Genomic DNA, 19,424 nt, shown 5'->3' with positions numbered 1-19,424 from the left:
GTCCTTCCCGACTTTACATCATTCCTTCATCTGCAAAACTATAATAATTATTGTTACCAACGATGATATGATCGAAAATTTTTATGTCTAAATATTCTCCGGCTTTTGCCAATTTTTTTGTGAGACGAATATCGTTGTCGCTTGGTGTTATGTTACCTGACGGGTGATTGTGGCACAAGATAATGTTTGAGGCATTGTTGTCGAGAGTTTGTTTGAATACTATTCTCGGGTCAACGGTAGTACTGTTGATGCCTCCCATGCCTATACGTTCTGATTTTATCACCATATTGCTGCTGTTCAATAATAATATCCAGAATTCTTCATGAGTCATATACGACAGATGTGGATAAATGGCCTCGAAAGCGTCATTGCTGCATTTGATACTTTTGTTTTTTGGCATCTCGGCATAACGGCGTCTTCTGCCAAGTTCCAAAGCTGCCACAATGGTGATGGATTTTGCCTCTCCCATGCCATTGTATTTCATCAACTCTTTGACATTGAGTTTGGACAGTTGTATCAAATCGCTGTTAATGTCATTGAGAATCCTTCTGGCAAGGTCAACTGCATTTTCTTTGTTATTGCCCGAGCCAATAAGTATGGCAATCAGTTCAGCATCGGTAAGAGCTTCTTTCCCTCTTTCCAGCAGTTTCTCGCGCGGTCTGTCCGACATCGCCCATTTGCTGATCGGCGTTTTGTCACCTCCTTTCATTTATATGTTTACAATAATATGTTTACAAAATTATAAGTGTCTGTGATATTAAAGAAAAGAAAATGTTGAAATTGTTGTTTTGTAAAGACAAATTAACTGTTTTCAGGTGTATTTTATTAAGAACTTAAATGATTTTTTAGATATTGTTTTTTATTAAATAAAATAAATTAGTATCTTATTAAAAAACAGTTGTATATTTTGCAAATACGAAAAGTCTGAAATTTTTTCGTACATATTTGATTGAATACAGTCGATTATGCAAAGCGTGATTTTTTAAAAAGACAACGGCTTTGTTGCAAAAATCAAATAAAGATTTAATTTGATAAGGAGAAAGATTTTTCAAAATAGCAAAAAAAGTGTGCCGAAATGACACACTTTTCTTAAACTAATCAATAAATCATTAGTAACAATTCTGTTCCAATATAATGTAACGCTTAAGCTAACTTGCTTGTAAAACGTGTTAATTTTGATTTTAAGTTAGCAGCTTTGTTTCTGTGGATGATACCACGCTTAGCTGTTTTGTCAATCAAAGAATACATTTTTGAAAGTTGAGCTTCAGCTTCCGATTTATTAGTCAAAGTTCTAAAATTTCTTATTGCTGAGCGCATTGCTCTGGCATAAAAACGATTGTGTAAACGTCTTGTTTCTGTCTGACGAATTCTTTTCAATGACGATTTGTGATTTGCCATAATATCTAATATTCTTTTTGTTTCCTAACTTTATCTTTCAGCCTGCAAAATTAGAAAAATTATCGATACAATTTACAAAAATCTAAAAAAAAATTGCCATATAGGCATTGTGTTGATTATCAGTGTTGTTTTGTTGTTGTTTATTTCACAATTTTTGGGAATTGACAATATGTGTGATTTATTACTTCAATTTGTCTTTTCAAATTGCATAGAGAAGCTCCGGTTTATTGTCTTTAAATCATCTCTGCCCATAATTCTGATTCGTCACCTTTGTTTATTATATCTTTCACAATAACATCTGCAAAGGTGTTTTTTTTAATTTCTTTTGTTTTTAGTCTTAATGGTATGTAATTTTCTCCATATCCCGATGCAATGCCGTTTACAACCCGTTCGATAAGTATGCATTGTCTTTTGCCAATCATCTGTTTGTAATATGCGATTTTGTTTTCTGCCGATATTTGTCGTATTGCAGCACTGCGTTCATTTTTTGTTTTCTCCGGAATCTGATTCGGCATTGTTGCAGCTTTGGTGCCAGTCCTGACAGAATATTTGAATGTATGTATATGGCTGAATGATAGCTGTTTACATGCCTCCATACTTTCTTTGAAATCTTCTTCCGTTTCACCAGGAAAGCCAACAATCAAATCGGTGGTGATATTGAAATCTGGAACGACGTTACGTATTCTTTTGCATATAAGAGCGAACTCTTCGTATGAGTAATGTCGGTGCATTTGTTGTAAGATGTTGTCCGACCCGCTTTGAAGACAAATATGCATGTGTGGAGCGAGTTTCTTGTTTTTAAACAGTTCTATGAAACTGTCACTGAAATTATCTGGTTCTATAGATGATATTCTCAATCTGAAATCTCCTTCTATATCTAGAATGTTACGCACGAGCATCTCGAAGTCAGTGTTTTCATGTTTGTATCGTCCCATATTGACGCCTGTCAAAACTATTTCTTTAAAACCGTAACGTATTACTTCTTTGATATTTTCATAGATATCTTTGTCGGAACGGCTGACAGCTCTGCCTCTTACAGAAGGAATGATGCAGTATGAACAGAAATTGTTGCAGCCGTCGTGTATTTTTATCAAGCTGCGTGTATGAAAGGTGTCTGATGCAGCCGTATAGCTGAAGAGGTCTTTCTCAAAACTCTCAGGTCCTATTTTAAGGTCTTTGAAATGCCCGTCTATAATGTCAAACAATGCATACTTATGTTCATTATCAATGGCATAGTCCAATAATTGAGAATCTGTTAGTTGTTGTTTGTGATTGTTTACCATACACCCTGTCGCCACTATAAGGGCGTTATGGTGTTTGCTGCGTATCTGATGCAGTGTCTGCCTGCATTTCTGGTCACTCTGATTTGTTACTGTACATGTATTTACGACATAAATGTCTGCTTCATCCTTGAAATCCACCAGTTCATATCCGGCATTCTTGAACCTCGAAGCCAAAGCATCGGTTTCATAGAGATTGACTCTGCACCCCAATGTCTTGAACGCGATTTTCATAGACATATCAATTATTTTACAATCAATTCACCTTCAATGGACAAAGCAGTGGCAGATGTTACTTTTACATTGACAATGCTGCCACAAAGACTCTTATCTTCAGAATAAAAGCGTATGACAATTTTGCCTTCTGTATGTCCGGTGAGATAACCTTTCTTTCTGTCTTCACCGCTTACAAGAACACGAACGGTTTTGCCTATCATACCTTTGTTATATTCCAATGAATGTTTCATAAGCTCATCAGTAAGAATATGATAGCGTTTACGTTTTATTTCTTTCGGAACATCGTCAGCCCAAGATGACGCAACGGCACCCGGTCGTACGCTGTATTGTGCTATATAAGCCATGTTATATTTGAATTCTTCCATGGCGCGACGTGAGTTCTCAAATTCTTCTTCTGTTTCTCCGGTAAAACCTACTATTATGTCGGTGAAAATCGTAGCTTCCGGTATTAATGTTCTGATACAGTTAATTATATGTCTGTAATCATCTATGGAATGATTTCTGTTCATGCGTTTCAGCATGGCATTGTCACCGGATTGTATAGGCAGATGTATTTGTTTTGCCAAACATCTGTATTGGGAAATGACTTCTATGACCTCGTCGCTCATGTCGCGAGGGTGAGGAGATGTAAAGTAAACCCAGAAGTCTTTGCCGCTGCTGTCGCCATATTTTCCAATGCGGCGCAACAGTTCGGCAAAATTTATTTCTTCGCCTTTTTTATCCAATCCGTAAGAGTTGACATTCTGTCCGAGCAATGTAATGGATTTATAACCGTTTTCTACGAGACTTTTCAATTCCTTCATGATGTCTTCCGAATGTCTCGACACTTCTCTGCCTCTTGTGTAAGGTACTGCGCAATATGTGCAAAATTTATTGCATCCGTTTTGTATAGGGATGAAAGCATCGAAAGAAGAGTTGTAATCCGGTTGTATTTCCCAAAAACGTTCCATATTTGCAGACGGGTTGATGATATGTTTTCTGTCTGATAATGTTGTAGTTATATATATAATGTCTTTATCAACCTTATCAGTCATCATAGGAGTGTATATATTGGTGCCGTATTGGCGTATCATGTCCGGCAGCTCGGGCAACTCGTTCATGGTAAATACGAGGTCAAACAATTTGAGAAAACGAGTTCTGTCGGCAGGTAATAAGCAGCCTGAGACGAAAGTGATACAGTTACGACTCTGTTTCATGTCGTTCCACTTCAGAATTCTGCTATAAACTTTGTCTATGCCTTTTTGTCTGACAGAACATGCTATGATGCCTAAGATAGAGGCTTCTTCTTCATTATCAGTAGAGGTAAATCCCATCTTGTTCAACACGGTTCTAACTCTTTCGGTGTCGCTTTGATTCATTTGACAGCCTAATGGAAGCAGATAATATTTCATCTTGATGATATTTTAAGGCATTTAAATTGCAAAGATATTATTTTTTTGTCATTCGGCAATTATGTATAGTCGCTTAGTAAACAAGTTTGAAAATATCTTCGATAATATTTTTGTACCGGCTGTCAGGCACAGGTGGCGGCATTTTTGTACTTGCATTGAGCAATAGATTTTGTGCTTCGTTTATGGCTTCCGGTTGCAGACTGTCTGATGCTAATGCTAAATGAGATATAGTGCCTGTCGATTCATCTATGTTGATATCCATATCCAACCATCCCCATTCATATTGTGCGCTTTTTTTTGTATGAAAATCTTTCCATTTGCCGTATAGATATTTGTCGCTTGCGAGTATTTTGCTGTTGGATATTACGTCATTATTACATAAATCGTTGAAATCCAATGTCACTACGTCATTATTGTATATTTCTTTGAATGAAAGTATGAGATAAGGTATGATGTTGTCGGATGTAATATCACATACTTCCGAGAGGTTGATAATACGGCTTGTCACAGATTTTACTCCATGTTTTTGAAGTTTAGCAGGATTTACCTTGAGGTATTTTTGCATATATACATCGTCGGTTCTGATAAGTATGGTGCCGTGATGCAATCCCTGTGATTTTGTAAAGGCAAAGGCATTTCCGGAGAATTTTCTGTTTTGGTAGGTGATGTCATTACGTCCGGAGATTTCAGTCTCTAAGCCGAAATATTGCAAAGCTCTTTGTATTACCGACATTTGTTTTTTGACATCATATAGTTTCTTTGCGGCAATGAAAGAGAAGTTGATGTTGCCGAGGTCATGATATACTGCGCCACCGCCTGTCCTGCGTCTTGCAAGATGACCTCCTTCAGCAAGCAGGGTGTTGACATCACATTCTGAATATGGATTTTGATTGGTGCCGATTACTACTGTCTTATGGTTTTTCCATAGAAACATTGTGACGGTGTTTTCTTTCTCTGTGTCGAGTAAAAAACTTTCAACAGACAGATTTAGATATGGGCTATATTGATTGCCTATTATGATTTGTAATATGGGGTTCATAGTTATAATATGTAGCCTAAGCTGATATATACTCCGAAATTTTTGTTTGAGCCTCTGTCTTTGAAGACATTGGTGAATCCTGTATATATTCTGAGCCCTATGGATAAGTTGTTAGTGGATTCCATTAATAAATCTTTGGTAAATACACCGAATACGGCACCGAAATCAAACGGATTGTAAATACTATGGTTGTGTTCAAGTTTTATCCAATTGGAATTACCTGTTTTCATTTTTGTGGATGAACTGAGGCAGTAACCGAATTGTGGACCAATTTCCAATCCTAAAATATTAGCGAAATAATATTGATAAAGAACAGGTATGTTGATATAAAACAACGAAGTGTTGTAATATTCTTTTACATTGACGTCTTCCCACACTGCAAGTTGTTGTCCTGCAGTAGAGAATTGCAACTCTGCAGAAACAGAACTTTTATTGATAGGATACAACACTACGCCTGATATATGTGCACCCACCTTCAAACCGCTGTCTTCTTTGGAATTTATTTTAGTAAGGCTTAGTCCGCTTTTAATACCAAAACGAACTTCCTGAGCATTGGCGGTCCTTGATAACAGAATTGACAATACAATCAGTAACAGGAACAATCCATTTCTCAGTAGTGGTCTTATGGATGTGTTTTTATTGACCATATCTCAAAAAAGCCACTTAGACTCTAAGTGGCTTGGTTTATTGTAGTCTCTAGGGGATTTGAACCCCTGTTACCAGGATGAAAACCTGACGTCCTGACCAGACTAGACGAAGAGACCTTCCTGTTTTGTGTTTGCAAAGGTACTACTTTTTTCTTTTTCTCCAAGAAAAATCTTTACTTTTTTTTGTTTTTCAAGATATATATTGTAAGACGTTGATATTCAAGTGTTATTTTTGGACTTGTTGGATATTTATAACTTTTATATGACTTTATTATAGTTTTTAAGATGTAAAATCGAGTTTTTTGTCATTGTGAGTTAATTATTATGAGTAACTTTTGAAGTCGAGTCGATGTGAAGTTTAGGGATATTATTCAAAAGTAAGAGATAATTGGAAAGTTTTGTTATGTAATTTATCGAAACTTGAACTGTAAATCACATTCTCTTTATCGAGGATATTGAATAGACCATATCCCATTTTTACTTCTATTCCCATTTTGAAATAACCGGTATAAAAATCGAATCCGGCGCCAATTTCAGCAGCTAAATCTGTCCTTTTAACCCGTATGTTGTCGATTTTTGTAGTATATTCTTGGGTGATAGGGTTGAAGACCTCTATCTGATTTTTCTTTTGTGAAGCAAGGTCTATCTTGTAATTCAGTCCGGTTATTAGATATGCAGCCACATTGTTGAGTCTTTTTGACTTGTATTTGACTTGTAAAGGTATTTCGACAAATGTGGAGTGAATGCTTTTAGTTATATCGTAATTTTTGTGTTCAATTTCTCCGTTGCCAAGGTCATTCGTTGTATGTAATGAATATAACATTTTTCTTTCGCCAAAACTCAATGATGGTACAAGTCGTAAGTCGAAATATTTTGCCAAACGTAAATTTCCCACTATTCCAACTGTAAATCCATGACTGCTGAGTGGTTCGGCATTATATGTATAAATGGTGACTGATTGAGACGGACAATCCGGCCATTCAACGGGATGATGCTCAATGTTTTGATAATTGTCAACATAATTTATGGAATATAACATCTGGTTATATCCCAAAATAAACCCAAAATGATATGGTTTATCATCGTATGTGGGGAGGTTCTTTGGTATATTGCGTTGTGCTTCAACGTTTTGTACAAAAAGAAACAATAATACAGCTAATGTTGTCAATATTTTTTTGAATGACATAATCTTAATTTTTATTTCAAACGACAAGATGTCATAATTATTTTGCATGTTGACAAATTTGGATTATGTCTTAAGTCAGATAAGGTATAATTTCTCGGTTTCTGCCAAAAGACGTTGTCTGTCAATGGGGACTGCTCCTATCTCTTCACAAACGAGACCTCCAGCTAAATTGGATAATGCAGCTATAACATAAGCATCCTGTTTACAGACTAAACATAACATTGCAACGCTCAGCACTGTGTCTCCGGCTCCGGATACATCGGCTATTTTACGTAAAAATGCCGGTATATAGTCATATTTTTCATTGCCGTTTTCTTTTATCAGTATGCCTCTTTCCGACAATGTCGCCATAACATATTTACAGCATAGTTTCTCTTGCAGAGTTTTCACACCGGTGAAAATTCCTTCTATAGTGTCGTCCGAGAAATTTCCGTTTAATCCTTCCCGCAATTCTTTGAGATTTGGTTTGAACAGAGTAACGTTCTTGTATGCCATGAAATTGTTTTTCTTTGGATCTACTGCAACAGGTATGTTGTTTTTTGAGGCTAATTCTATTACATTGACAATGATAGATTCTGTAAGTACTCCTTTATTATAGTCCTGCAATATGATACCATCTATTCTTTCGGTTTCTATGATGTGTTTGATATTGCGAATCATCATGGAGAATTCCTCAGTGGTGAGATCGAATGTATCTTCGCTGTCAACACGCAACATCTGTGTGTTATTGCCAATGATGCGGTATTTTGTTGTAGTTATTCTTTCGTTGCTTCGTATTATGCCTGCTGTAGGCAGGTTATGGTTTTTCATTAAAGCGAAGAAGTCGTCAGCTTTGCTGTCATTGCCACAGACGGCACATAACACAGGTTCTGCTCCAAGTGACTTTATGTTTTGCGCCACATTGGCAGCCCCGCCAAGTCTGGAAAAACGTTCTTTTACTGATACTATAGGAACAGGTGCTTCAGGTGATATGCGTTCTACTTTTCCTTTCAGGTAAAGGTCAAGCATTATATCTCCTATAACCATGATTCTCTTCTTTTTGAAAGAATTAAATAATGTTTCTATTTGTTCTTTGTTGATATTCAAGACTTTATTCGGATTTGTTGACGACTTCTTACTATTTATTGTATTATTTAAGTTTGCTCAATGCTTCTTTTATACGTCTCATGGCTTCACGGAGTTTGTCTTCCGAAGTGGCATAAGACAAACGGATACATTCGTCGCAACCGAAGGCACTGCCGGCGACACAAGCTACATGAGCATTGTATAACAGATACATGCATAAATCCTGACTGTCTTTTATCACAGTTTCCCCATCGCTTTTGCCATAGTATGATTTTACTTCGGGGAACATATAGAAAGCACCTGCCGGCATGTTGAGACGTATGCCGGGTATTTCGGTCAACAGTTTGAATAACATATCTCTTCTGTTGCGAAAAGCTTTCAGCATATTTTGAATTTCCGGAGAATTGTCAGGACACAACTGCATGGCTTCCAATGAGGCAGCCTGTGATATGGTGCATATACCTGAAGTATATTGTCCTTGAATCTTGTTGCATGCTGATACTATCTGTTGAGGTGCTGCGATATAACCTACACGCCAACCGGTCATGGCATAGCCTTTGGCGACACCGTTGACAATGACGAGACGTGATTTGAGTTCTGTGAATTGTCCCATGCTTTCATGTTTGTGCTCGTATTGTATGTATTCGTAAATCTCATCGGAGATGACGATGATGTTTGGATATTTTTTGAATACTTCTACCAATGATGCAAGTTCTTCTTTAGTATAAACAGAACCGCTTGGGTTGCAAGGGGTGCTGAATATGAAAGCTTTAGTCTTGGGAGTTATGGCAGCCTCCAATTGTTTTGCATTGATCTTGAAGCTTTGGTCTGCTGTGGTATTGATAAATACAGGTGTGCCATCGGCAAGTTTCACCATCTCAGGATAAGATACCCAATATGGAGCAGGGATGATGACTTCGTCGCCCTTGTTGATGATGGCTAAAAATACATTGGTGATAGCTTGTTTGGCTCCATTGGATATTATAATATCTGTGTCTTTGTAGTCGAGACCGTTATCACGTCTGAGTTTTTCGGCTATGGCTTTACGCAGTGCCGGTACTCCCGGAACTGGAGGATAGTGTGTGTCGTTGTTCTCAATGGCTTTGATGCCGGCTTGTTTCACACTCTCCGGTGTGTTGAAGTCAGGCTCGCCTATACTCAATGATATGATATCTATGCCTTGTGCTTTTAACTCGCGACTTTTTTGAGTCATTTTTAAAGTGGCTGATTCAGCCATGTTGTTGACTCTTTCAGACAAAATAATGTTTTCCATTCCTCTTTATTTTTAGATTTATTGTATATCTTATTGTGGCTCAATGATATTTAATCTAATGGGCTGCTTTTTTCTGCTGCAAAGTTAGTGATTTTTATGATAGTTTCACTTTTATTGTTTTTTTTTATTCTTTATTGCGAATAATCTCTTATATTTGTGGCAAATTTTGAATATGGAATATTTGATATATATTGTCATCGCTCTTTTTTTTGTACTATTGTGTTATAATTTTTTTGTCATGCATAGGAGTGGAAAAGATGATAGACAAAATACTGAAGTGTTGGTAGATACTAATAAAATGGCGACGGTATCGTACAGAGTTATTGTTCCTCTTAAGATACAGGCGTGTGAGAGATTGCTGCTTTTTTTGGAACGTATTCAGTTTCCGGTTTTAGTGAAACGTGTTTATATTCAGGGTGTCTCCCGCAATGACTTCCAGTTTTCGTTGCTTCAAAATGTTCAGGATGAATTTGAACATAATCTTGCACAACGTTTGTATGTCAAAGAAGATACATGGCATATCATAGAGCTTGCCAAAGAAGAGGTGCTTCAAAATGTCAATGCTGTATTTGCTGATAATCAGGATGCTGAGGTCAGTGCTATAGCATCAACATTGATGTCATTTAAGAATCCTATTGCAGAAAAGGCTATTATCAACATAAAGACAGAGTTTGATGCTTTGTTTATTAATTAACAGTTTATATCATGGAATTTACAGCATTACAAATTGCAACATTACTTTCCGGAAAAGTTGAGGGTGATCCCGATGTTAAGGTCTTTAATATTGCAAAAATAGAAGAAGGAGCTCCCGGAATGTTGAGTTTTCTTTCTAATCCCAAATATACACCTTATATATATACAACACGTTCGTCTATTGTTTTGGTTAACGACAGTTTTCATCCTACGGAGCCGGTGTCGGCTACTTTGATAAGAGTGTCTGATGCTTATGCTGCTTTCGCTCAACTTCTTTCAATATATCAACAATATGTTGGCAATAAGGTTGGAATATCTTCTTTGTCATTTATATCTAATGATGCTCGATATGGGAATGATGTGTATATTGGAGAGTTTGCTTATGTAGGACAAAGGGCAAAAATAGGAGACCGCGTCAAGATATATCCTCAGGTTTATGTTGGAGATGATGTGGTGATTGGTGATGATACTGTGTTATATCCCGGCGTTAAGTTGTATGCAAAGACTGAGATAGGAAAGAATTGTATCATTCATGCCGGTGCTGTTATTGGTGCTGACGGCTTCGGCTTCGCATTGCAACAGGACCATACGTATAAAAAGATTCCGCAAATTGGCAATGTCTCTATAGCTGATAATGTTGAGATAGGAGCTAATACTACAATAGATTGTGCAACAATGGGTTCTACTCGTATTGGACAAGGTGTCAAGCTGGATAACCTTATACAGGTGGCTCATAATGTTGAAATAGGAGAGAATACAGCTATGGCAGCACAGTCTGGTGTTAGTGGTTCTACTAAAATAGGTCGTAACTGTGTTATTGCCGGTCAGGTGGGTATTGCCGGACATATTGAGATAGCTGACTGTACAAGTATAGCAGCTCAGTCTGGTATCCTTGGCAGTATAAAGGAAAAGGGAAAGAAATATATGGGATCTCCTGCTTATTACTATAACAACTATATGAGAGATGTAGTTCGTTTGCGCAAATTGGAAAGTCTTGAAAAACGTGTAACAGAACTTGAAAAACTTTTGAAGGAGAAATAATACTTTTGTTTTGATAGCTGATTTTATGATGTTTTAATATGCAAAATTAACAGTATTGCATATTTGAGCAAGTAATAATATTGATGTTTATCAGTAATATAAGCCGTTTGTCCTTAAAAATGATGTTTAGTTTGTCGTTTTTTTATTAGGGAATATAAAAAAACACTAATTTTGCACCCCGTAATATAATGGTTAGGTGATAATGGTAAAACAACGTACGATAAAATCAGAAGTGAGCATCAGTGGGGTGGGATTGCATACAGGTCAGAATGGTGTTCTTACTTTTCGTCCTGCAGAGGCAAATCATGGAATAAAATTTAGAAGAATTGATGTAGATGGACAACCTCTTATAGATGCTCGCGTTGAAAATGTCGTGGATACTTCACGCGGTACTACTATTGAACAGAATGGTGTAAAGGTATATACTGTTGAACATATTCTCGCATCTTTGAAAGGATCTGATATTGACAATGTCCTTATCGATATAAATTGTGAAGAACCTCCTATTTTAGACGGCAGTGCCAAAATAATGATGGAAAAACTTAGAAATGTTGGCTCTGTAGAACAAAATGCAGAAAGGGAATTTTATGTGGTGAAGAAAAAAATTGTCTATTACCATCCTAAGGTTGGCTGTGAGTTGACAATTGAACCTGCTGAAAAGTTTACTATCGACGTTAAGGTGGATTATAAATCTCAGGTGCTTAATGTACAAGAAGCTCATCTTGAGAGTTTTGACGATTTTGAGAAAGAAATTGCTCCTTGCCGTACTTTTGTTTTCTTCCAGGAATTGGAGATGTTGTTGCAACATAATCTTATTAAAGGTGGTGATTTGTCAAACGCTATAGTGTTTATTGAGAAATATGTACCTGAAGAAGAATTGCGTCATGTGGCAAAATTGTTCAACATTGATTCTATTGGCGTCTATGACGGCGGCATACTTAACAATACAAGTCTCTATTTTGAAAATGAACCGGCAAGACATAAACTTTTGGACCTTGTCGGTGATATGACTTTGCTCGGTAAGCCTATACTTGGTAAAGTTACTGCCTACAAACCCGGTCATTTTGCTAATACTGAATTTGTGAAGTTGATTTTGAAGAACCTGAAATAATCCTTATTTTCATAATGAAAATATTCAATCGGCAATTGCCGATTTTTTTGTGATAAAGAAAAATAGAGGCGTAATGTACCACTAAGACTTTATCTCATTATAATAATGAAAGAGCAATAGACCTACTTTTGTTGTACTGTAATGTTCCAATATCGGCGCACGCAATGTTTCAGGCTCGTACGTATGACATTTGTTCATCATCGTCATTATAGCTTCGGCAAGATTCCTATTGTCGTTGGGTTTTACAAGTATCCCATTCTCATTGTTTATGACTTCATGGATGCCGCCGACATTTGTGCTTACTACCGGTATTCCGCATGACAAAGCTTCTAATATGACAACCGGCAGGTTCTCGTAGTTACTCGACAAAACAAGAAAATCGCCTTGTGAAAGTGCAGAGGCAAGTTCATTTCCTTCCAATAGCCCTTTGAATATCACGTTTCCATTGAGTCCTAATTGCTTGCAATATTCTTTCATGACTTCGAAATCCATGCCATCACCAATCATTTCACAAAGAAAATCAATATCACTGTCTTTAATGATTTTTAAAGCATCGAGTAAGCCGCTTATGTTCTTGGATTTGTTCTCAAAACAACTGATGTGTATTATCTTTACTGTTTTATTGTCATGTTTTGACGGAACGAACATGTTGGTGTCAACTACGTTGGGTAGAATTTTATAGTTGTCATTCAACAGTTTATGGTTTTTCATGGCATTACCGAGATTTTTTGTCACTGTAGTTATCATTGCAGCTTCTTTTACTACTTTGCGTGTGACAAATTTTCTGATGACACCGTTGAAATCATTACCGGGAAGATATCGAGACCAATGTTCGGTAATAAGGTAGGGGATATGATGCAGTTTTTTTTCAAATAATGCTATCACTCCTAATCGTGTCAATATGTGAACATGGATAATGTCGATTCTGTCAATAAGCGACAATGCTTTTCTGTTGGCACGGAAGAAACGTATTATGTTGATGGCTTTATTGTTGTTTTTTTTGTAATATATTCTGATGGTATCGACATTGTTCTCGTATTGTCGTTCTATTTCGAATTTTTCTTTGGCGTTTTCGTCCGCATGTACATAAACGACACTGATGTCATGAAATGCTGACACCGCTTCAGCATGACGTTGAATGAATAATCCGTACATGCTGTCATAACGGTGTGGATACCATCTCGCCAAAAACACTATTTTCTTCCTGTCGCCCATAATTTGTCATCGCATATCGATAACTTCTACATCAGGATGACTTTCCTCGTCGAAAACAAATGTGTTTTGAGGAAGTTCCTGATTAGTGATGAACTTGTTTATGATATAGGAAAATATGTTGTCATCATCGTCATACACATGAATTTCTTTGAGATGAGAAGTTTTCTTGTCGATGTTGACTACTATTTTTTTAAATTTGTCTTCATTTTGCGGTGTTATTACAAAACTTTTGAAGTCTTCATTTTTATCGTCGAGAACCACATTGACATTATCATAATATGATTCTATTATTGAAAGTGGGGAATTGCTTCCATCTTCAGCATTGACGTCGCTTATCATGACCTCTGCATCATCAGGAAGATATGTCCATAATGTGTTGCTGTCGCATATCAAAATCTGACTGCCTAAGTCTAATCTGTAGGCATCGCCTTGAAGGAATCCATTACCCGTTATAGTCTCGTTTATGCCGACAACATCATTCGTCATCTTGTATTCAAAACTTATCTCTATGTTTTTGAAAGCTTTGATTCCATCAACAACAGAGCGAAACATTTCGTCAGCTTTCTGGCAATATGCTGACAATGATGCAAATAATACTAAAAATGTGATGTACAGTGTTCTTTTCATATCATTCTTTATAATTAAGGTCGTTAAGAAGTTGATCGAGTGCGTATTCTGTTTGTATTTTCACTTCGCGTTGTTTACTGCCGGCAAAAGGTCCTACTATGCCGGCGCATTCCAGTTGGTCTATGATGCGACCGGCTCTGTTGTACCCAATTTTGAATTTGCGTTGCAGCATGGAGGTTGAACCTTGTTGTGATTGTACTATCAGACGTGCTGCATCTTCGAACAGCGGGTCTCTTTCATTGGGATTGATATTTTCCTTATCTACTGTATCGTCTTGTTCATCAGGACAATCGGGTAGTGTGTAGGCTTCAGGGTAAGCTCTTTGGGAGCCTATGAACTCAGTTATGGCTTCTACCTCCGGAGTGTCGATGAACGGACACTGAAGTCTTACCAAATCATTGCCGGTGGACAACAGCATATCTCCTCGTCCTATGAGTTGTTCCGCACCGGTGCTGTCTAATATGGTGCTGGAATCTACACGCGACATGACACGAAATGCCATACGTGCCGGGAAGTTGGCTTTGATGGTTCCGGTGATGATATTGACCGAAGGACGTTGCGTCGCAATGATGAGATGTATTCCTATTGCACGCGCAAGTTGTGCAAGCCGAGTGATAGGTGCTTCTATCTCTTTGCCGGCTGTCATGATAAGGTCGGCAAACTCATCTACAACAAGTACTATATATGGCATAAAGCGGTGTCCTTCGAGGGGGTTGAGACGTCGGCTGATAAATTTTGCATTATATTCTTTGATGTTGCGTACTTGTGCATCTTTGAGCAACTCATAGCGATTATCCATCTCTATGCATAGTGAATTGAGAGTACGCACGACCTTACGCACGTCTGTTATTATAGATTCTTCTGAGTCAGGGAGTTTGGCAAGAAAATGCCGTTCTATCTTTTTGTAAAGGCTTAACTCCACTTTTTTAGGGTCAACGAGTACGAATTTTAATTCGGCCGGATGCTTGCTGTATAATAAAGATGCTATTATTGCATTGATACCCACTGATTTACCTTGCCCTGTGGCACCTGCCATAAGTATATGTGGCATCTTGGCAAGGTCTGCAACATAACTCTCGTTTGAGATGGTTTTTCCTATGCCGAAAGGTAACTCATAATTGCATTTCTGAAATCTTTCAGAACTTATTATGCTTCTCATAGATACTATCTGCGATTTGTTGTTGGGAACTTCTATACCTACAGTACCTTTACCCGGAATTGGCGCAATGATACGTATTCCCAATGCTGACAGACATAAAGCAATGTCGTCCTGAAGATTCTTTATTTTGGAAATACGTACTCCGGCAGCTGGAACAATCTCATATAAGGTAACAGTCGGTCCTACTGTGGCTTTTATCTTGGAGATGGCAATGGAATAATTGGACAAAGTTTCAACAATTTTGTTTTTGTTGTTTTCTAACTCTGCAGTATCAATGGTGGCAGTATTGTCTCCGTAATCTTTGAGGAGATCTAATGTGGGAAATACATAATTCGATAATTCGAATCTTGGGTCATAAGCAGTGTCTAATCCGAAATGTTCTCCGTTTTCTTTTACCTGTTTCTCTTCTTTTATCTCGGTTACTTCCATTGATATATCTGAATCGGACTCATTAGGAGAGTCGTCATCTGATGAGGACTCTTCAGGATGTGTTGTTATTTCGAATGTAGGGTCGTTGTCGTCTTTATTGTCTTTTTTGATCTCCCAACTGAAATTGGTATCATTGTCATCTTCGTAATCTTTATTTTCCTTGTCGATAGGTTTTATTAACCATTCGTTTTCGTCTGGTTTATTTTGTTTGTTGTCATTGTCAGTATCTTCATTATCTTTATTGTCGTTTTCATTTTCATTATTTTTTGATTTTTTTCTCAAAAACTCAAAAGTGATGTTGAATGAATAAATTATATAGGTCAATCCTGTCAGTAAAAGCAATATCAATATACCTATTTTGCTTATATAAAAGTCTAAAAAGTCATAAACCACTTTACCGGTTATTCCATAGTATTTTTCCAACTCGGTGCCGTTTTCAGATGATGATTGCATTATGAGAGCAAACAGCAATGGAATCCATACGAAAGACATCAAGGCATTTTTACATATTCTTAATATGTATAATTTCGGACGTCGGAAGATCAGATTAATACCTATTCCGATAATAATAATAATAAAATAAATAGAACCTATACCAAACATACGGGAACTAAGGAATAATCCAATCTTGCCACCGAGTTTCCCGGTTATATCGTAGTCTAAAAAAGCATCGATAAACGACAATAGTATATATATCCCCAATAGAATGAGGAAAATGCCAATAACTATCCGTGTTCTTATGTCTGTTTCTTTCTTTTTTTTGCTTGCGGAAGCATTGTCGTTTTTTTCTTTACTTTTCTTCTTGGTTTTCATTTTTATGTTATGTGATAACTTATTTTACTACTCTGAAAGTTTTGTTAAAACGTATTTTACCTTTGTTTGTATCCATTGACAACCATACAAATATAGGTTTACCGACAATATGATCTATTGGAACGTAACCCCAAAAACGGGAATCTTGTGAATTGTGACGGTTGTCACCCATCATCCAGTAATAATCCATCTTGAATGTATAACTGTCGCTCTCGACACCGTTTATATATATTTTACCGTCTTTAACCTTTAAATCGTTATGTTCGTATGCTGTTATCACTCTGTCATAAAGGGCAATATTTTGTGGGTTGATTGACACCGTGACGCTTTCTTTGGGGATCACTATAGGTCCGAAGTTGTCAACGTTCCATTTGAAATTTACAGTATCATTAGGAAATATCTCTTGGCTGACATCTTCACCGGCTTTGGCAATCATACGTGTTACTGAAATTACAAAAGGTTGTTTTTCAAATTCTTTTGCAACAGATTCTGTCATGTTGAATATGAATTCATTTGGTGATGCGGTGCGATATGCTTCGGTAATGTCGTATTTGTCGAGTATATGACTGTTTATATTGGTGCCTGTTATTTTTACAAGATAGTTGTGCTGAATATTGGGCAGTATTTCTCCTTTGCTCCCGTTGATATATACTATACCGTCTATTATTTGCAATGTGTCGCCCGGCATTGCTATCACTCTTTTGACATAATTCTCTCTCTTGTCAACCGGTCTTGTGATAATACGACCGAAGTTGGCTTTGTCATTGTTGACGCGTTCTCTGCCATAACGTCTTATGAGTTGATAGTAAGTTACGTTACTTTGATATACTTCACTTACTGTGTCGCCGGCGGGGAAGTTGAACACTATAGGGTCATTGCGTTTTATGTCGCATATTCCGGGAAGACGTCTATATGGAAGTTGAGGATGTGTGATGTATGATTTTGTTGTCTTTGACCATGGAAGGGTATGATGTACAAAAGGGAACGACAATGGAGTGTTGGGTATGCGTGGTCCGTAGTTGATTTTGCTCACTACAAGGAAGTCTCCGACAAGCAATGACTTTTCCATGCTTGAGGACGGTATTCTGTATGCTTCGAAAATAAAAGTTCTTATTATCAGAGCTGCCACCACAGCCCATATTATTGAATCCAACCAGTCGCGCACAGGTGCTTTCTTAGGTCTTACAGTAGTCCTCGGGTCATGATATTCAACGTTTTGAAAACCTATAATGGGCATATAAATGTATGGTATCAATGCTGCACATACAACCTCCCATAATTTGAACTTGCCGTAACATTTTGCCAATTCGATGAACATCAGCATCATCACGAAAAAGTTGATATAAGGAAATATCAGGAATACGTAACACCACCATTTTTGCCAATTGATGATTTTTGAGAATATGTATAAGTTGAAAAATGGTATTATTGAGTAGTATCCTTTTTGTCCGGCTTTTTTAAATAAATTCCAACACAATGCTATAGGAATTGTGAAAAGTATGGGTACTATGATAATGAATGCTAACATATTAATTATTGTTTATATTTTCATTTAATAAATCGTTCATATTATATAAACCTTTTTTGCCTATCAAGAACTCGGCAGCTGTCACTGCTCCAACGGCAAAACCTTTTCTGCTGAATGCCTGATGCGAGATGTTAATCTCGTCACATTCTGATACGGCTTTGACATTATGGATTCCGAAGACTTCGCCTTCGCGTATGGAGATGACGGGCAATATGCCTTCTTTCGAAGCATCTAATGCCCATTGTGAATAGTTGCTGTTGTTTGCAATTATGTCATTGGCAAGTTTCACTGCTGTGCCGCTCGGCATGTCCAATTTGTGTATGTGATGTGTCTCTCTTATTGACAGTTCATAACCGTAATGTTGTGCAAAGCGAGCCAGCATTTTGTTTATCATGAACATGAAATTCATTCCTATACTGAAGTTAGGAGCGTAAAACAGTGCTTTACCGTCATTAAGGCATCGTTCTCTTATTTCATTCTCATGTTCGTTCCATCCTGTAGTGCCGCATACCACTGGAATGTCTTTGTCGAAACATTTTTTTATGTTGTCAGGTGCAACTTTAGGCATACTGAATTCTATGGCGACATCAGCAGTGACAATAAGTTCGTTCTTGGTTTCCCAATCCGACTCGTTGTCAATGACACAAACAATATTGTGCCCCCTTTCAAGGGCTGTTTTTTCTATTTCTTTCCCCATTTTACCATATCCTATTATTGCTATGTTCATCGTTGCTGTTTTAAAAGTTCAACTTAAAAGTCAATCCTGTTGTCAATCCACAATTGCTATAGTTATAACATGTGTTGTTGAAATGATCTATGCTGAGACTAAGGTCGTCGCCTATGTCATAATAGAAAAAATGGGCATCTACTGTGGCATCTATGATGTTGAGTCCGTACCAGATGGCAAGTATGATCCAACTCAATTCAGTGTTACGTCTATAATAGTCGCGCATCGATATAAGGTTGTCTGCCGTATAACGGTCAGCCAATTCCTTTATGTCATCTCCTACGTCGGTATTGACTTCAGTCTTATAGTCGTAGGCTTTTTTATAAATCTTATATTCATTGTTATTTGATATGGCGAAATAAGATATGGTACCTATACCGGCATAAATGACCGGTATCTTCCAGTATTTTTTATTGTAGCCTTGACCAAGTCCCGGCAGAATGGCAGAGTACAATGCCGCACGTTTGGGATTGTGTGTTTTCAATGTTATTTCTTCGCTTTGTGCTTGTAGATTACCTAAAAACATCGAAAGCAGCAATGTCAGTATGATTGTTTTCTTCGGCAT

The 19,424-nt window shown here is 37.3% G+C and carries 18 protein-coding genes and 1 tRNA gene; 3 read left to right on the top strand and 16 right to left on the bottom strand.

Going from position 1 to position 19,424, the window contains the following annotated elements; translation table 11 throughout:
- Positions 1-13 precede the first annotated feature (13 nt).
- From radC to ACZOVS_RS03625, 10 genes are all read right to left on the bottom strand, one after another.
- Positions 14-709 (bottom strand): RadC family protein, encoded by a 696-nt coding sequence (gene radC / locus ACZOVS_RS03670; protein WP_483995877.1) that lies wholly within the window; start codon positions 707-709, stop codon positions 14-16.
- A 434-nt stretch (positions 710-1,143) separates the two neighbouring features.
- Positions 1,144-1,398, bottom strand: coding sequence for a 30S ribosomal protein S20 (rpsT, locus tag ACZOVS_RS03665; protein ID WP_483995876.1), 255 nt, complete (start codon positions 1,396-1,398; stop codon positions 1,144-1,146).
- 233 nt (positions 1,399-1,631) lie between these two features.
- Positions 1,632-2,918 carry a tRNA (N(6)-L-threonylcarbamoyladenosine(37)-C(2))-methylthiotransferase MtaB gene (gene mtaB / locus ACZOVS_RS03660; protein WP_483995875.1) on the bottom strand — a complete coding sequence of 429 codons (1,287 nt, stop codon included), beginning with the start codon at positions 2,916-2,918 and terminating at the stop codon, positions 1,632-1,634.
- Positions 2,919-2,923: 5 nt separating this feature from the next.
- Positions 2,924-4,306, bottom strand: coding sequence for a tRNA (N6-isopentenyl adenosine(37)-C2)-methylthiotransferase MiaB (gene miaB / locus ACZOVS_RS03655; RefSeq protein ID WP_483995874.1), 1,383 nt, complete (start codon positions 4,304-4,306; stop codon positions 2,924-2,926).
- A 73-nt stretch (positions 4,307-4,379) separates the two neighbouring features.
- Entirely contained in the window at positions 4,380-5,345 is a 966-nt protein-coding gene (locus tag ACZOVS_RS03650) for a lipoate--protein ligase family protein (protein WP_483995873.1), read from the bottom strand.
- 2 nt (positions 5,346-5,347) lie between these two features.
- Positions 5,348-5,992, bottom strand: a complete 645-nt coding sequence (locus ACZOVS_RS03645; RefSeq protein ID WP_483995872.1) for a porin family protein — start codon at positions 5,990-5,992, stop codon at positions 5,348-5,350.
- Positions 5,993-6,035: 43 nt separating this feature from the next.
- Positions 6,036-6,109 (bottom strand) — tRNA-Glu (locus ACZOVS_RS03640).
- Positions 6,110-6,359: 250 nt separating this feature from the next.
- Positions 6,360-7,178: a type IX secretion/gliding motility protein PorT/SprT gene (gene porT, locus ACZOVS_RS03635; RefSeq protein WP_483995871.1), complete on the bottom strand. Its 819-nt coding sequence runs from the start codon at positions 7,176-7,178 to the stop codon at positions 6,360-6,362.
- 75 nt (positions 7,179-7,253) lie between these two features.
- Complete coding sequence (locus tag ACZOVS_RS03630) at positions 7,254-8,204, bottom strand: bifunctional heptose 7-phosphate kinase/heptose 1-phosphate adenyltransferase (RefSeq protein WP_483995870.1); 951 nt, start codon at positions 8,202-8,204, stop codon at positions 7,254-7,256.
- A gap of 103 nt (positions 8,205-8,307) precedes the next feature.
- Positions 8,308-9,516 (bottom strand): pyridoxal phosphate-dependent aminotransferase, encoded by a 1,209-nt coding sequence (locus ACZOVS_RS03625; RefSeq protein WP_483995869.1) that lies wholly within the window; start codon positions 9,514-9,516, stop codon positions 8,308-8,310.
- Between the two features lie 172 nt (positions 9,517-9,688).
- Between ACZOVS_RS03625 and ACZOVS_RS03620 the strand changes: the two genes are divergently transcribed.
- The 3 genes from ACZOVS_RS03620 to ACZOVS_RS03610 all read left to right on the top strand — a co-directional run bounded on the left by ACZOVS_RS03620 (position 9,689) and on the right by ACZOVS_RS03610 (position 12,361).
- Positions 9,689-10,210, top strand: coding sequence for a DUF7935 family protein (locus ACZOVS_RS03620; RefSeq protein WP_483995868.1), 522 nt, complete (start codon positions 9,689-9,691; stop codon positions 10,208-10,210).
- A gap of 11 nt (positions 10,211-10,221) precedes the next feature.
- A complete protein-coding gene (lpxD, locus tag ACZOVS_RS03615) occupies positions 10,222-11,250 on the top strand; it encodes a UDP-3-O-(3-hydroxymyristoyl)glucosamine N-acyltransferase (RefSeq protein WP_483995867.1) in 1,029 nt (342 codons plus the stop codon).
- 202 nt (positions 11,251-11,452) lie between these two features.
- On the top strand, positions 11,453-12,361 hold the full coding sequence (locus tag ACZOVS_RS03610) for a UDP-3-O-acyl-N-acetylglucosamine deacetylase (protein WP_483995866.1): 909 nt from the start codon (positions 11,453-11,455) through the stop codon (positions 12,359-12,361).
- A gap of 81 nt (positions 12,362-12,442) precedes the next feature.
- Here ACZOVS_RS03610 and ACZOVS_RS03605 read toward each other — a convergent pair whose 3' ends face one another.
- Genes ACZOVS_RS03605 through ACZOVS_RS03580 form a run of 6 tightly spaced genes read right to left on the bottom strand, consistent with a single transcriptional unit; the run spans position 12,443 to position 19,424 of the window.
- Positions 12,443-13,576 carry a glycosyltransferase gene (locus tag ACZOVS_RS03605; protein ID WP_483995865.1) on the bottom strand — a complete coding sequence of 378 codons (1,134 nt, stop codon included), beginning with the start codon at positions 13,574-13,576 and terminating at the stop codon, positions 12,443-12,445.
- 6 nt (positions 13,577-13,582) lie between these two features.
- On the bottom strand, positions 13,583-14,203 hold the full coding sequence (gene lolA1 / locus ACZOVS_RS03600) for an outer membrane lipoprotein periplasmic chaperone LolA1 (RefSeq protein WP_483995864.1): 621 nt from the start codon (positions 14,201-14,203) through the stop codon (positions 13,583-13,585).
- Position 14,204: 1 nt separating this feature from the next.
- Complete coding sequence (locus ACZOVS_RS03595) at positions 14,205-16,604, bottom strand: DNA translocase FtsK (RefSeq protein ID WP_483995863.1); 2,400 nt, start codon at positions 16,602-16,604, stop codon at positions 14,205-14,207.
- Positions 16,605-16,623: 19 nt separating this feature from the next.
- Complete coding sequence (gene lepB, locus ACZOVS_RS03590) at positions 16,624-18,132, bottom strand: signal peptidase I (RefSeq protein WP_483995862.1); 1,509 nt, start codon at positions 18,130-18,132, stop codon at positions 16,624-16,626.
- A 1-nt stretch (position 18,133) separates the two neighbouring features.
- The gene (gene dapB / locus ACZOVS_RS03585) at positions 18,134-18,859 is read right to left on the bottom strand and encodes a 4-hydroxy-tetrahydrodipicolinate reductase (RefSeq protein ID WP_483995861.1); all 726 of its coding nucleotides are present in this window, start codon (positions 18,857-18,859) and stop codon (positions 18,134-18,136) included.
- Between the two features lie 10 nt (positions 18,860-18,869).
- The gene (locus tag ACZOVS_RS03580; protein WP_483995860.1) at positions 18,870-19,424 is read right to left on the bottom strand and encodes a DUF5683 domain-containing protein; all 555 of its coding nucleotides are present in this window, start codon (positions 19,422-19,424) and stop codon (positions 18,870-18,872) included.

This window comes from Candidatus Limimorpha avicola, assembly GCF_056978975.1.
Note: the sequence above shows the minus strand (reverse complement) of the source record. Positions and strands in the feature narration are given on the sequence as shown.

Bases quoted from the DNA above. Each gene is read 5' to 3' on its own strand.
- radC (WP_483995877.1), bottom strand. From the start codon at position 709: ATGAAAGGAGGTGACAAAACGCCGATCAGCAAATGGGCGATGTCGGAC.
- rpsT (WP_483995876.1), bottom strand. From the start codon at position 1,398: ATGGCAAATCACAAATCGTCATTGAAAAGAATTCGTCAGACAGAAACA.
- mtaB (WP_483995875.1), bottom strand. From the start codon at position 2,918: ATGTCTATGAAAATCGCGTTCAAGACATTGGGGTGCAGAGTCAATCTC.
- miaB (WP_483995874.1), bottom strand. From the start codon at position 4,306: ATGAAATATTATCTGCTTCCATTAGGCTGTCAAATGAATCAAAGCGAC.
- ACZOVS_RS03650 (WP_483995873.1), bottom strand. From the start codon at position 5,345: ATGAACCCCATATTACAAATCATAATAGGCAATCAATATAGCCCATAT.
- ACZOVS_RS03645 (WP_483995872.1), bottom strand. From the start codon at position 5,992: ATGGTCAATAAAAACACATCCATAAGACCACTACTGAGAAATGGATTG.
- porT (WP_483995871.1), bottom strand. From the start codon at position 7,178: ATGTCATTCAAAAAAATATTGACAACATTAGCTGTATTATTGTTTCTT.
- ACZOVS_RS03630 (WP_483995870.1), bottom strand. From the start codon at position 8,204: ATGGTTATAGGAGATATAATGCTTGACCTTTACCTGAAAGGAAAAGTA.
- ACZOVS_RS03625 (WP_483995869.1), bottom strand. From the start codon at position 9,516: ATGGAAAACATTATTTTGTCTGAAAGAGTCAACAACATGGCTGAATCA.
- ACZOVS_RS03620 (WP_483995868.1), top strand. From the start codon at position 9,689: ATGGAATATTTGATATATATTGTCATCGCTCTTTTTTTTGTACTATTG.
- lpxD (WP_483995867.1), top strand. From the start codon at position 10,222: ATGGAATTTACAGCATTACAAATTGCAACATTACTTTCCGGAAAAGTT.
- ACZOVS_RS03610 (WP_483995866.1), top strand. From the start codon at position 11,453: ATGGTAAAACAACGTACGATAAAATCAGAAGTGAGCATCAGTGGGGTG.
- ACZOVS_RS03605 (WP_483995865.1), bottom strand. From the start codon at position 13,576: ATGGGCGACAGGAAGAAAATAGTGTTTTTGGCGAGATGGTATCCACAC.
- lolA1 (WP_483995864.1), bottom strand. From the start codon at position 14,203: ATGAAAAGAACACTGTACATCACATTTTTAGTATTATTTGCATCATTG.
- ACZOVS_RS03595 (WP_483995863.1), bottom strand. From the start codon at position 16,604: ATGAAAACCAAGAAGAAAAGTAAAGAAAAAAACGACAATGCTTCCGCA.
- lepB (WP_483995862.1), bottom strand. From the start codon at position 18,132: ATGTTAGCATTCATTATCATAGTACCCATACTTTTCACAATTCCTATA.
- dapB (WP_483995861.1), bottom strand. From the start codon at position 18,859: ATGAACATAGCAATAATAGGATATGGTAAAATGGGGAAAGAAATAGAA.
- ACZOVS_RS03580 (WP_483995860.1), bottom strand. From the start codon at position 19,424: ATGCCGAAGAAAACAATCATACTGACATTGCTGCTTTCGATGTTTTTA.